The 13,217-nt window shown below is 57.1% G+C and carries 11 protein-coding genes; 7 read left to right on the forward strand and 4 right to left on the reverse strand.

Features of this window, described 5'->3' with window-relative positions:
- Positions 1–91: 91 nt before the first annotated feature.
- From metF to metB, 3 genes are all read right to left on the reverse strand, one after another.
- Positions 92–982: a methylenetetrahydrofolate reductase gene (gene metF / locus INF61_RS06615; RefSeq protein ID WP_023295622.1), complete on the reverse strand. Its 891-nt coding sequence runs from the start codon at positions 980–982 to the stop codon at positions 92–94.
- 213 nt (positions 983–1,195) lie between these two features.
- Positions 1,196–3,628 (reverse strand): bifunctional aspartate kinase/homoserine dehydrogenase II, encoded by a 2,433-nt coding sequence (locus INF61_RS06620; RefSeq protein ID WP_193547631.1) that lies wholly within the window; start codon positions 3,626–3,628, stop codon positions 1,196–1,198.
- A gap of 2 nt (positions 3,629–3,630) precedes the next feature.
- A complete protein-coding gene (gene metB, locus INF61_RS06625; protein WP_017383102.1) occupies positions 3,631–4,791 on the reverse strand; it encodes a cystathionine gamma-synthase in 1,161 nt (386 codons plus the stop codon).
- A gap of 275 nt (positions 4,792–5,066) precedes the next feature.
- On the opposite strand from metB, the gene metJ reads away from it, so the two are divergent.
- Positions 5,067–5,384 (forward strand): met regulon transcriptional regulator MetJ, encoded by a 318-nt coding sequence (gene metJ, locus INF61_RS06630; protein WP_006179183.1) that lies wholly within the window; start codon positions 5,067–5,069, stop codon positions 5,382–5,384.
- Positions 5,385–5,432: 48 nt separating this feature from the next.
- Here metJ and rpmE read toward each other — a convergent pair whose 3' ends face one another.
- Positions 5,433–5,645, reverse strand: a complete 213-nt coding sequence (gene rpmE, locus INF61_RS06635; protein WP_003862040.1) for a 50S ribosomal protein L31 — start codon at positions 5,643–5,645, stop codon at positions 5,433–5,435.
- Between the two features lie 200 nt (positions 5,646–5,845).
- Between rpmE and priA the strand changes: the two genes are divergently transcribed.
- The 6 genes from priA to menA all read left to right on the forward strand — a co-directional run bounded on the left by priA (position 5,846) and on the right by menA (position 13,202).
- Positions 5,846–8,041 (forward strand): primosomal protein N', encoded by a 2,196-nt coding sequence (priA, locus tag INF61_RS06640; protein WP_193547632.1) that lies wholly within the window; start codon positions 5,846–5,848, stop codon positions 8,039–8,041.
- A 119-nt stretch (positions 8,042–8,160) separates the two neighbouring features.
- Positions 8,161–9,186, forward strand: a complete 1,026-nt coding sequence (gene cytR / locus INF61_RS06645) for a DNA-binding transcriptional regulator CytR (protein WP_017383100.1) — start codon at positions 8,161–8,163, stop codon at positions 9,184–9,186.
- A gap of 92 nt (positions 9,187–9,278) precedes the next feature.
- A complete protein-coding gene (gene ftsN, locus INF61_RS06650) occupies positions 9,279–10,247 on the forward strand; it encodes a cell division protein FtsN (RefSeq protein WP_017383099.1) in 969 nt (322 codons plus the stop codon).
- Between the two features lie 94 nt (positions 10,248–10,341).
- Positions 10,342–10,872 carry an ATP-dependent protease subunit HslV gene (gene hslV / locus INF61_RS06655; protein WP_193547633.1) on the forward strand — a complete coding sequence of 177 codons (531 nt, stop codon included), beginning with the start codon at positions 10,342–10,344 and terminating at the stop codon, positions 10,870–10,872.
- Between the two features lie 9 nt (positions 10,873–10,881).
- Positions 10,882–12,213, forward strand: a complete 1,332-nt coding sequence (hslU, locus tag INF61_RS06660; protein WP_015569947.1) for an HslU--HslV peptidase ATPase subunit — start codon at positions 10,882–10,884, stop codon at positions 12,211–12,213.
- Between the two features lie 62 nt (positions 12,214–12,275).
- On the forward strand, positions 12,276–13,202 hold the full coding sequence (gene menA, locus INF61_RS06665; RefSeq protein WP_085929678.1) for a 1,4-dihydroxy-2-naphthoate polyprenyltransferase: 927 nt from the start codon (positions 12,276–12,278) through the stop codon (positions 13,200–13,202).
- Positions 13,203–13,217 lie beyond the last annotated feature (15 nt).

Below are 13,217 nucleotides of genomic sequence, written 5' to 3' on the forward strand. Positions count from 1 at the left end.
AGATAGTTGAATTAATCCACAGATTCGATAGCTAATACCTTTTAACTCTCCGTTCGATTAAAAAACCCTCATTTTATGAGGGTTTTTTACTTTACAGCGCCGGGCGAACACCGAGCGTATGACAAATGGCGTAGCTCATTTCCGCGCGGTTCAGGGTATAGAAATGGAAATCTTTCACCCCTTCGCGACTTAAAATCTTCACCATGTCCATCGCGATATTGGCCCCCACCAGCTTACGGGTTTCCGGATCGTCGTCCAGCCCTTCGTACATTTTGGACATCCACAGCGGAATGCGCACGTTGGTCATATCTGCGAATCTCTTCGCCTGTTTGAAGTTCGAGACCGGCAGAATGCCAGGAATGATTTCGACATCAATACCCGCCGAGACGCAGCGGTCGCGAAAGCGCAGGTAGCTTTCCACGTCAAAGAAGAACTGAGTAATCGCGCGGTTAGCACCGGCCTCCACTTTACGCTTCAGGTTGAGCAGATCCGCCTGGGCGCTTTTGGCTTCCGGGTGAACTTCAGGGTAGGCAGCCACGGAGATATCAAAGTCGGCAACGTCTTTCAGCAGCCCGACCAGATCGGCGGCAAACATCTCTGGCTTGCCGCTGCCTGGCGGGAGGTCGCCGCGCAGGGCCACAATGTGGCGAATGCCGTTATTCCAGTAGTCCTGGGCAATGGCGCGCAGTTCATCACGGGTGGCGTCGATACAGGTCAGGTGCGGTGCCGCTTCCAGACCGGTTCGATCTTTAATGCCCTTAATGATGCTGTGCGTGCGGTCACGCTCACCGGAGTTGGCGCCGTAGGTTACGGAGACGAACTTCGGCTTCAGGCTGCTCAGGCGATCGATAGAGCTCCACAGGGTTTGCTCCATTTCACTGGTGCGCGGCGGGAAAAATTCAAAAGAGACGTTAATCTGGCCGTTTACTTCGGCCAGGCTCTGATTCAGGGCTTCCCGCTGGTTGGCGTGAAAAAAGCTCATACCTTACCTCTATCTTTCGCGTGTCGTTGTTTGTTGTGTTGTGAACTTCTATACGTTTAGACGTCCAGATGTAAAAATGACGGAAAAGCGGGATGACGTCAACAGAAATAATCAACATTAACGGTGAGGTTTGTTCAGGGAAGATGAAGGGCGCTCATGATGGGGGTGAGAAGCACGCCCTCTCCCCATTGGGGAGAGGGTTAGGGTGAGGGGTTACAGCAGCTTAGCCAGACGATTAATATCAGACTGAATGGCTCCGGCGGTGACATCACGTCCCGCGCCCGGGCCACGGATCACCAGCGGGTTATCGCGATACCAGCGGCTTTCGATGGCGAAGACGTTGTCGCACGGCAGGAGCGCCGCCAGCGGATGTTCAGGACGCACCGCCTCCACGCCCACGCGCGCTTTACCGTTCGCCTCGAAACGCGCCACGTAACGCAGCACCAAGCCCATCTCGTTAGCCGCTTCCAGACGTTGCACCATCTGCTCGTTCAGCTCGTCACCGTTCTCGAAGAAGTGATCGACGGACCCCTCCTCGCAGCCCGCAGGCACCAGAGACTCAACGCGTACCTGACCCGGCTCAATGTCGTAGCCGGCTTCACGCGCCAGGATCACCAGCTTGCGCATCACATCTTTACCGGCAAGGTCAACGCGCGGATCCGGCTCGGTTAAGCCCTGCTGCCACGCCTGATCCACCAGGTCGGTGAACGGAACGGTGCCATCAAACTGCAAAAACAGCCAGGAGAGCGTGCCGGAGAAGATCCCGCTCAGCGCCAGAATACTGTCGCCGCTTTCAATCAGGTCGCGCACGGTATGGTTCACCGGCAGGCCCGCGCCAACGGTGGCGTTATACAGCCAGTGACGGCCCGTTTTTTCGAATGCGTCATGGATCTGACGGTATTTATCAGTGCTGCTCGCGCCCGCCAGTTTGTTGGCGCTGATGACGTGGAAACCGTGGCTGGCGAAATCCAGATACTGATCGGCCAGCTGTTCGCTGGCGGTCACATCCAGCACCACCAGATCGTCGTACGGGTGCGCGCGCATCCACAGGAACAGCGACTCTTCATCCTGCTCAACCGCTTCATCGTTAAAGAAGGCCAGCGCCCGGCTGGCGTCCAGCCCTTCGTAGTTCAGCAGGCTGCGGCGGCTGTCCACCACCCCTGCCAGAATAAATTCAAACCCGGTACGCGCCGAAAGCGTTACCTGCTCGCGGGCGAACAGCTCCAGCCAGCGGGAACCGATGTTCCCTTTCCCGAACAGTACCAGGCCGATGCGTTTTTCCGCGCGGAACAGGGAGGTGTGCAGACCCTGAATCAGGCTTTCGGTTGGCCCTTTACGCAGCACGGCAACCAGACTGATGCCCTCTTCCGACTGCCAGGTGAACTCCACCGGCTGACCTTTCAGTTGCTGCCAGAAGCGGTGGCAGTGGAGCGGGTTACGGGTGACGCCCGCGCCCACCATCGCCACCAGCGCCAGCCCCTGACGCAGGCGAAGCTCGCCCGGCAGGCCCGCTTCATCCAGAATTTTCAGGGCGCTGTCCACCACTTCAGCGGTATAGCAGAACTGCAACAGCTGACGATCGTTATGTACGCCAACGGCCAGCGGACGCACCTGGGCACGTTTCAGGATGGTGTCGATATCTTTGTTTGCCAGTTTGAAATCCTGGCCCGCAGGCACCTGGAACTCAATCAGGCAGATGTCATCATGGCTGGTGACAATGCGCGCGCCCGTACCGGATGCCAGCACGCGTTCAATGCGGGTGGAACCCTGATCCGGCGTGTAGCTACAGCGTAGTTGCAGGTCGATGTCGCTGCCGGAAACCGGCTGTAGCGTGCGCGCGTGCAGCACCGGGGCCGCCAGACGCGCCAGTTCGCTCGCTTCGTCGAGACGCAGCAGCGGCAGCAGGCAGGCATCTTTTACTTTGCGCGGGTCCGCGCTGTAGACACCGGCCACGTCGCTCCAGATGGTGACGCGGGACACGCCCGCCAGGGCGCCAATCTGCGTTGCCGAGTAGTCAGAGCCGTTACGGCCCAGCAGAACGGTTTCGCCAGCATTGCTGCGGCTGATAAAACCGGTGACGACAATACGTTTACCAGGATGTTGCACCAGCAGCTGTTGCAGCAGCGGGTAAGATAACCCTTCGTCCACCTGCGGCTGTGCGGCACGTTCGGCACGCAGGAAATCACGCGCGTCGAGCCAGGCGGCTTCCACACCAAGATGTTGCAGCACGGCGGCCATCAGGCGCGCAGACCACACTTCACCGTGGCCAACCACTTCCGCATACACTGCATCGGTAATGCCGCTGTCCAGCAGAGCGGCCAGACGCTCAAGGTCGTGCGTAAAAGCGCTAATCAGCCCGTCCGCCACGTCCGCAGGCAGCAAACCGGCAATCAGTTCACTCTGGTAACGACGTAAGGACTGTTGCACCTGATGCGCAGAGAGGCGATCGGTCTGGCTCAGTTTCAGCCAGCTAATCAACTGGTTGGTGGTGCTGCCCGCCGCAGAGACAACCATCATGTCCCCCGGCTGTGAATACTCGGTCATGATCCCTGCGACACGCAGGTAACATTTCACATCAGCAAGACTACTACCACCAAACTTGTGCAGCTGACGACCCTTCGCCCCTGCCTGCGCTATCACACTCATGATTACCCCTTGGCTGCGACCCGGAAGCCATTTTCCAGATCGGCAATTAAATCTTCAGAATCTTCAATACCGGTCGAGATACGCAGCAGCGTCTCGGAAATCCCGGCGGCGGCACGTGCTTCGGGTGCCATACCTGCGTGCGTCATGGTTGCGGCGTGGGAGATCAAGCTTTCTACTCCCCCTAAGGATTCCGCCAGCGTAAACAATGACAACCCGCTCAGGAAGCGACGCAGCGTTTGCTCGTCACCGTCCAGTTCAAAACTTAACATCGCGCCAAATCCTTTCTGTTGGCGCGCGGCAATCTCGTGCCCCTGGTTTTCCGGCAGCGACGGGTGATAAAGCTTCTTCACCAGCGGCTGGGTTTTCAGGAAATCCACGATCGCCTGGGCATTACGCTGCGCCACGTCCATACGCGGCGACAGCGTACGGATGCCGCGCAACAGCAAATAGCTGTCGAACGCGCCCGCGGTGACGCCAATGTTATTGGCCCACCATGCCAGTTCGGTGACTACATCAGGATCTTTGGCAATCACCACACCTGCTACTACGTCAGAATGGCCGTTCAGATATTTAGTGCATGAATGCAACACCAGATCGGCACCCAGTGCCAGTGGGTTCTGAAGGGCCGGACTGAGGAACGTATTATCCACTACACTTATCGCTCCCGCATCCCTTGCGAGCTGACAAATTTTCGCAATATCGACTACGCGCAACAATGGATTGCTTGGACTTTCCACCAGCACCAGCTTCGGCTGCTCGGCAAGCGCCTGTTTCAGCGCCTGTTCGTCGTTTTGATCGACAAACAGCACACGGTAGCAGCCACGTTTCGCCAGGCTATCAAACAGACGATAGCTGCCGCCATAACAGTCGTGCGGCGCCACCAGCAGATCGCCAGGTTTCAGGAACACCGTAGTCACCAGGTGAATGGCAGACATGCCGGTATTGGTTAATACCGCACCCGCGCCGCCTTCCAGTTCCGCCAGCGCGCGCTGGGTGACGTCACGCGTAGGATTGCCGCGACGCGAGTAGTCATGCGCACGAGGTTCATTAAATCCGGTGAAATTATAGGTGCTGGAGAGATGAATTGGCGGGACAACGCAGCCGTACTGCTCGTCATCATTCAATCCGCTACGCACTGCGATGGTGGCCTGTTTACGCGTCATGGTGAGGCTTCCTGGCGAATGAGGTGAAAAGTCAGGCACCAGAGTAAACATTGAAAGTATGGACGTCAATACATCTGGACATCTAAACTTCTTTGCGTATAGATTGAGCAATGCGCAAATAGCCGTTAAAATTATATGCTTTAGGACACGCTACAGCGGCAATATCCGTGCCTCGGTATCGTCTCTACGGTAAACTACGCAAGATTACGGTTCAAAACTGATGGTTACCGGTTTTGCACCTTTAGATTAATGACTGAGAGGATTAAAGGTATCTCATGGCTGAATGGAGCGGCGAATATATCAGCCCATACGCTGAGCACGGTAAGAAGAGTGAGCAAGTCAAGAAAATCACGGTGTCCATTCCTCTGAAGGTGTTGAAGATCCTCACCGATGAACGTACGCGTCGTCAGGTGAACAACCTGCGTCACGCCACCAACAGCGAACTGCTGTGCGAAGCGTTCCTGCATGCGTTTACCGGCCAACCGTTGCCGAACGATGACGATCTGCGCAAAGAGCGCAGTGACGAAATTCCAGAAGAGGCGAAGGTGATCATGCGTGAACTGGGTATCGACCCGGATACGTGGGAATACTGATAAGCGGATACAAAAAAGGCACCTTGCGGTGCCTTTTTTTCGGGAAACTTATTTAGCGCCCGGGATGCTGAAACGCTTGTTGAAGCGGTCAACACGGCCACCGGTTGCAACATCACGCTGCTTACCAGTGTAGAACGGGTGGCATTTGCCGCACACGTCCAGGTTCAGATCGTGACCCACGGTAGAGCGGATCTGGATAGAGTTACCGCAAGAGCAGTTTGCAGTAATCATTTCGTATTTCGGGTGAATATCTTTTTTCATGGGAGAACCTCAGTTAAGGCCGCGTCGCTCTTCCAGCCCTAACGCCAGACACCACGCGATGTTGAATGTAAGTTCTTTGGCGTAAAATACACCAAAGGCGGCGAATCATACAGAATTTGACCAACGTATGCAAACTGATCCGCACGCCGCTTTCACTAATGTGTATACTAACGCGCCACTTTTCAAGTCAGGAAGATTCGATGCCCGTCGCTCACGTTGCCCTGCCCGTTCCGCTTCCCCGCACCTTTGACTACCTGCTGCCCGACAGCATGAGCGCCAAAGCGGGCTGTCGCGTGACCGTGCCGTTTGGCAAACAGCAGCGCGTGGGGATCGTGGTGTCCGTCAGCGAACACAGCGAACTGCCGCTTAACGAGCTGAAATCGGTTGTTGAGGTGCTGGACAGCGAGCCGGTTTACTCCACCAGCACCTGGCGACTGCTGCTGTGGGCGGCAGATTATTATCATCATCCGATTGGCGACGTGCTGTTCCATGCCCTGCCCATTATGCTGCGCCAGGGCAAGAGCGCCAGCCACGCGCCAATGTGGTACTGGTTTGCCACCGAGCAGGGCCAGGCTGTGGACATTAACAGCCTGAAGCGCTCGCAGAAACAGCAGCAGGCGCTGGCCGCGCTGCGCCAGGGAAAAATCTGGCGCCATCAGGTCGACGAGCTTGAGGTAAGCGAAACCGCGTTGCAGGCATTAAGGAAGAAAGGGTTGAGCGAGCTGGCCAGTGAAGCACCTGCCCTTCACGACTGGCGCGACGGCTTTTCCGTCTCGGGCGATCGCCTGCGTCTGAATACCGAGCAGGCCACCGCCGTGGGCGCGATTCACAGCGCCGCCGATCGTTTTTCCGCCTGGCTGCTGGCGGGCGTCACCGGCTCCGGTAAAACCGAAGTATATCTGAGCGTGCTGGAAAACGTGCTCGCGCAGGGCAAACAGGCGCTGGTGATGGTGCCGGAAATCGGCCTGACGCCGCAAACCATCGCGCGTTTTCGTGAACGCTTTAATGCGCCCGTTGAGGTCCTGCACTCCGGCCTGAACGACAGCGAGCGCCTCAGCGCCTGGCTGAAAGCGAAAAACGGCGAAGCAGCAATTGTGATCGGCACCCGTTCATCGCTGTTTACGCCCTTTAAAAATCTCGGCGTTATCGTAATCGATGAAGAGCATGACAGCTCCTATAAACAGCAGGAAGGCTGGCGCTATCACGCCCGCGACTTAGCCGTGTACCGCGCCCACAGCGAGCAAATCCCCATTATTCTCGGGTCCGCCACCCCCGCGCTTGAAACGCTGCACAACGTTCGCCAGCGTAAATACCACATGCTGCGCCTGACGCGCCGTGCGGGGAATGCCCGCCCGGCCATTCAGCATGTGCTGGATTTGAAAGGCCAGCAGGTGCAGGCCGGGTTAGCGCCTGCGCTGATTAGCCGCATGCACCAGCATTTGCAGGCGGGCAACCAGGTGATCCTGTTCCTGAACCGCCGCGGCTTCGCGCCTGCGCTGCTGTGCCACGACTGCGGCTGGATCGCGGAGTGCCCGCGCTGCGATCACTACTACACCTTCCACCAGGCTCAGCGCCATTTACGCTGCCACCACTGCGACAGCCAGCGTCCGGTCCCCCGTCAATGCCCGTCCTGCGGCTCAACGCACATCGTGCCGGTCGGTCTGGGAACGGAACAGCTTGAACAGGCGCTCGCGCCCTTCTTCCCGGACGTACCCATCTCCCGTATCGACAGGGATACCACCAGCCGTAAAGGGGCGCTGGAGCAGCAACTGGCGGAAGTGCATCGCGGCGGCGCGCGCATCCTGATTGGTACTCAGATGCTGGCGAAAGGGCACCACTTCCCGGACGTGACGCTGGTCGCCCTGCTGGACGTCGACGGCGCGCTGTTCTCCGCGGATTTTCGCTCCGCCGAGCGTTTCGCCCAGCTTTATACCCAGGTTGCCGGTCGCGCTGGTCGAGCGGGTAAGCAGGGCGAGGTGGTGCTGCAAACGCACCACCCTGAACATCCGCTGCTGCAAACTCTGCTGCACAAAGGCTATGGCGCCTTCGCGGACCAGGCGCTGGCCGAACGTCAGACGATGCAGCTTCCCCCGTGGACCAGCCACGTTATCATCCGTGCGGAAGATCATAATAACCAGCAGGCGCCGCTGTTCCTGCAACAGCTGAGAAACCTCCTGCAAGCCAGCCCGCTGGTGGATAATCAGCTGTGGATTTTAGGCCCGGTACCCGCGCTCGCCCCGAAACGCGGGGGCCGTTTCCGCTGGCAACTCTTACTTCAGCACCCCTCGCGTATCCGTTTACAGCAGATCGTCAGCGGCACGCTGGCGCTGATCAATACCCTACCGGAAGCGCGAAAAGTGAAGTGGGTTCTTGACGTCGATCCGATTGAAGGCTGAAGACGGATCGAAAAATTTAATGCGCCTCACACTTTTTATGAAAATTCTGTAACCGATTCCATTAACTATCTGTAAAAATGGTGCTGTCCGCAGTTCGGTGTTCAGGCGAGGAGAAGACGTTGAAGTCCAGGAAAGAGGTTGCCTCGGCGACCATGAAAGACGTTGCCGAGAAAGCACAAGTCTCAACAGCAACCGTGTCCCGCGCATTGATGAACCCTGACAAAGTCTCCCAGGCGACCCGAAACCGGGTTGAAAAGGCGGCGCTTGAGGTCGGATATTTCCCGCAAGCCATGGGGCGCAACGTTAAACGCAACGAATCCCGCACCATCCTGGTGATCGTGCCGGATATCTGCGATCCCTTCTTCAGCGAAATCATCCGCGGCATTGAGGTCACGGCCGCCGCCCAGGGCTATCTGGTGCTGATTGGCGATTGTGCTCACCAGAACCAGCAGGAAAAAACGTTCATCGACCTGATCATCACCAAGCAGATTGATGGCATGCTGCTGCTTGGCTCACGCCTGCCGTTTGATGCCAGCATTGAAGAACAGCGCAATTTACCGCCGATGGTCATGGCGAACGAATTCGCGCCGGAGCTGGAGCTGCCAACCGTTCATATCGATAACCTCACCGCCGCATTCAACGCCGTGAACTATCTTCAGGAACTGGGGCATAAGCGTATCGGCTGTATCGCCGGACCAGAAGAGATGCCGCTGTGTCATTACCGCTTGCAGGGCTACGTTCAGGCGCTGCGCCGTACCGGGGCTATCGTCGATCCGCACTACATTGCGCGCGGTGATTTCACCTTTGAAGCGGGCGGGCAGGCGCTGGAAAAATTGCTGGCCTTGCCAGAACCGCCCACCGCGGTCTTCTGCCACAGCGACGTGATGGCGCTGGGGGCGTTATCCTACGCCAAACGTCACGGCCTGCGCGTGCCGCAGGACCTGTCGATAATCGGTTTTGATAATATTTCACTTTCGGAGTTTTGCGATCCGCCGCTTTCGACCGTTGCACAGCCGCGGTATGACATCGGCCGTGAAGCGATGCTGCTTTTGCTGGATCAGCTGCACGGTCAATCAGTTAGCAGTGGGTCACGGCTACTGGATTGTGAGCTGATTGTGCGCGGCTCTACCCAGGCATTAACTTAAAGTAAATACCTTTCGACACCCTTATCTGGTCAAAGCCCCGTCGCTTAAGTAACATGGCGGGCTGACGAACGAATAAATACAGCGAAACGATAGTGGCACAACGAGATTATGTACGTCGCGGCCAGCCGGCACCTTCGCGACGCAAAAAGAGTAGTTCAAAAAGCAAGCAACGCAGCCTGTCTGCTGTCTCCCCAGCTATGGTCGCCATTGCTGCGGCTGTGCTGGTGGCCTTTATTGGCGGCCTCTACTTCATTACGCATCATAAAAAAGAAGAGTCTGAAGCCCTTCAGGGTAATAAGGTCGTCGGCAACGGCCTGCCGCCGAAGCCTGAAGAGCGCTGGCGCTACATTAAAGAGCTGGAAAGCCGCCAGCCTGGCGTACGTGCGCCTACCGAGCCTTCTGCCGGGGGTGAAGTAAAGAATGCCGATCAGCTGACGGACGAACAGCGTCAATTGCTCGCTCAGATGCAGGCGGACATGCGCCAGCAGCCTACGCAGCTGAACGAAGTACCGTGGAACGAACAAACCCCGGCGCAGCGTCAGCAAACGTTGCAGCGCCAGCGTCAGGCTCAGCAGCAAACGCAACAGCAGCAGTGGACGCAGACGCAGCCGGTACAGCAGCCGCGTACACAACCGCAGCAGCAGACGCGTACCGTACAAACTCAGCCTGTCCAGCAGCAACCGAAGGCGCAGCCGCAGAAGCAAACGGCACAGCCGTATCAGGATCTGTTGCAGACGCCTGCGCATACCACTGCGCAACAGCCAAAAACGCAGCAGGCTGCGCCGGTCACCAAAGAGACCGAGGCACCGAAGCAGACGGCTGAGAAAAAAGATGAACGCCGCTGGATGGTTCAGTGCGGTTCGTTTAAAGGCGCCGAACAGGCAGAAACGGTGCGTGCTCAGCTGGCATTTGAAGGATTTGACTCACGCATTACCACCAACAACGGCTGGAATCGCGTAGTGATTGGACCGGTCAAAGGCAAAGAAAACGCAGACGGCACCATTTCCCGTTTGAAAGTGGCTGGCCACACAAACTGCATTCGACTCGCCTCCGGGGGTTGAAACCCCCAAAATCCCCCCCATCTATCATTTAATTCAGCCCTGAGCACAGGCTCAGGGCTTCTGTTTCCCGAATCTGTAACCAGGGGGTCTGCTCGTGACAACAATAGTAAGTGTACGCCGTAACGGCCAGGTGGTAATTGCCGGTGATGGCCAGGCCACGCTGGGTAATACCGTCATGAAAGGCAACGTGAAGAAAGTACGTCGTCTTTATAACGACAAAGTGATCGCCGGTTTCGCAGGCGGCACGGCTGATGCCTTCACGCTGTTTGAACTGTTTGAACGCAAACTGGAAATGCATCAGGGTCATCTGGTGAAAGCCGCCGTTGAGCTGGCAAAAGACTGGCGTACCGACCGCATGCTGCGCAAGCTCGAAGCGCTGCTGGCCGTGGCTGACGAAAACGCCTCGCTGATCATCACCGGTAACGGCGACGTGGTTCAGCCTGAAAACGACCTGATTGCCATCGGCTCTGGCGGCCCGTACGCCCAGGCCGCAGCCCGTGCGCTGTTGGAAAATACCGACATGAACGCGCGCGATATCGCGGTGAAAGCGTTGGATATTGCAGGTGATATCTGCATCTATACCAACCACAATCACACCATCGAAGAATTATTGTCTAAAGCGTAAGGATCGCCCATGTCTGAAATGACCCCACGCGAAATTGTCAGCGAACTGAACAAGCACATTATCGGCCAGGACGACGCCAAGCGCTCCGTGGCTATCGCACTGCGTAACCGCTGGCGTCGCATGCAGCTCGACGAAGAGCTTCGCCACGAAGTGACGCCAAAAAATATTCTGATGATCGGCCCGACCGGTGTGGGTAAAACCGAAATCGCCCGTCGTCTGGCCAAACTGGCTAACGCGCCGTTCATCAAAGTTGAAGCCACCAAGTTCACCGAAGTGGGCTATGTGGGTAAAGAAGTGGACTCCATCATCCGCGACCTGACCGACTCGGCGATTAAGATGGTACGTGTCCAGGCAATTGAGAAAAACCGCTATCGCGCCGAAGAGATGGCCGAAGAGCGTATTCTCGACGTGCTGATCCCACCGGCAAAAAACAACTGGGGACAGGCTGAACAGCAGCCTGAACCTTCTGCTGCGCGTCAGGCATTCCGCAAAAAACTGCGCGAAGGCGAGCTGGACGACAAAGAGATTGAGATCGATCTCGCTGCCGCGCCAATGGGCGTGGAAATTATGGCGCCTCCGGGCATGGAAGAGATGACCAGCCAGTTGCAGTCCATGTTCCAGAACCTGGGCGGGCAGAAGCAGAAAGCGCGTAAGCTGAAAATCAAAGACGCGATGAAGCTGCTGATTGAAGAAGAAGCCGCGAAGCTGGTTAACCCGGAAGAGCTGAAACAGGATGCTATCGACGCGGTTGAGCAGCACGGTATCGTGTTTATCGACGAAATCGACAAGATCTGTAAGCGCGGCAACGCGTCCGGCCCGGATGTCTCACGCGAAGGCGTTCAGCGCGACCTGCTGCCGCTGGTGGAAGGTTGCACCGTCTCCACCAAGCACGGCATGGTTAAAACTGACCACATTCTGTTTATCGCCTCCGGTGCGTTCCAGATTGCCAGCCCGTCTGACCTGATCCCGGAACTTCAGGGACGTCTGCCAATCCGCGTCGAGTTACAGGCGCTGACCACCGAAGATTTCGAACGTATCCTGACTGAGCCAAACGCTTCTGTGACCGTACAGTACAAAGCGCTGATGGCGACCGAAGGCGTGAACATTGAATTTACCGATGACGGTATCAAGCGCATCGCCCAGGCCGCGTGGCAGGTCAACGAAACCACCGAAAACATCGGTGCGCGTCGTCTGCACACCGTGCTGGAACGCCTGATGGAAGACATCTCTTATGATGCGAGCGACCTTAACGGTCAAAGCATTACCATTGACGCAGACTATGTGGGCAAACACCTGGATGCGTTAGTGGCAGATGAAGATCTGAGCCGTTTTATTCTATAATCGCGTTCAATGCATTTTCATCACTGTTGATGGGGGCTATGGCCCCCATTTTTATTGGCTAAATAACTATGACTGATATCAGCCGTACACAGGCGTGGCTCGAAAGTCTGCGTCCTAAAACGCTTCCTCTGGCTTTTGCCGCCATTATCGTCGGTACCACGCTTGCCTGGTGGCAGGGTCATTTCGATCCGCTGGTAGCAGGTCTGGCGCTTGTCACCGCCGGGCTGCTGCAAATCCTCTCTAATCTCGCCAATGATTACGGCGATGCGGTAAAAGGCAGCGACAAGCCTGACCGCATCGGGCCGCTGCGCGGCATGCAAAAAGGGGTGATTACCCAGGCACAGATGAAGCGGGCGCTGATTATCACCGTGGTGTTGATTTGCCTGTCCGGGCTGGCGCTGGTGACGGTCGCCTCGAAAACCACCAGTGATTTCATTGGCTTCCTGGTGCTGGGCTTGCTCGCCATTATTGCAGCCATTACCTATACCGTCGGGACGCGTCCTTACGGGTATATTGGTCTGGGCGACATCTCCGTGCTGGTGTTCTTCGGCTGGCTGAGCGTGATGGGAAGCTGGTACTTACAGGCGCACACGGTGATCCCTGCCCTGTTCCTGCCGGCGACCGCCTGTGGTCTGCTGGCGACGGCGGTGCTGAATATCAATAATCTGCGCGACATCGATAGCGACCGCGAGAACGGTAAAAACACGCTGGCCGTGCGTCTGGGTCCGGTGAATGCACGCCGCTATCACGCCTGCCTGCTCATCGGCGCGCTGGTCTGCCTGGCGCTGTTCAATCTGAGTTCGCTGCACAGCCTCTGGGGCTGGCTGTTTGTGCTCGCCGCACCGCTGCTGATTAAGCAGGCCCGCTACGTCATGCGTGAACTCAGCCCGGCCGCCATGCCACCGATGCTGGAACGTACGGTAAAAGGCGCGTTACTGACTAACCTGCTGTTCGTCATCGGGATTGTCTTAAGCCAGACGCTGAGTTAGCTGACAAATATCAAT

The sequence above is a fragment of the Enterobacter cloacae complex sp. P18RS genome (genome assembly GCF_014982105.1).
In the GTDB taxonomy this organism is placed as follows: Bacteria; Pseudomonadota; Gammaproteobacteria; order Enterobacterales; family Enterobacteriaceae; genus Enterobacter; species Enterobacter hormaechei_C.

Excerpts from the sequence above, each read along its gene's own strand:
- metJ (WP_006179183.1), top strand. The coding sequence starts at position 5,067 with ATGGCTGAATGGAGCGGCGAATATATCAGCCCATACGCTGAGCACGGT.
- INF61_RS06620 (WP_193547631.1), bottom strand. The coding sequence starts at position 3,628 with ATGAGTGTGATAGCGCAGGCAGGGGCGAAGGGTCGTCAGCTGCACAAG.
- rpmE (WP_003862040.1), bottom strand. The coding sequence starts at position 5,645 with ATGAAAAAAGATATTCACCCGAAATACGAAATGATTACTGCAAACTGC.
- metF (WP_023295622.1), bottom strand. The coding sequence starts at position 982 with ATGAGCTTTTTTCACGCCAACCAGCGGGAAGCCCTGAATCAGAGCCTG.
- metB (WP_017383102.1), bottom strand. The coding sequence starts at position 4,791 with ATGACGCGTAAACAGGCCACCATCGCAGTGCGTAGCGGATTGAATGAT.
- hslU (WP_015569947.1), top strand. The coding sequence starts at position 10,882 with ATGTCTGAAATGACCCCACGCGAAATTGTCAGCGAACTGAACAAGCAC.
- priA (WP_193547632.1), top strand. The coding sequence starts at position 5,846 with ATGCCCGTCGCTCACGTTGCCCTGCCCGTTCCGCTTCCCCGCACCTTT.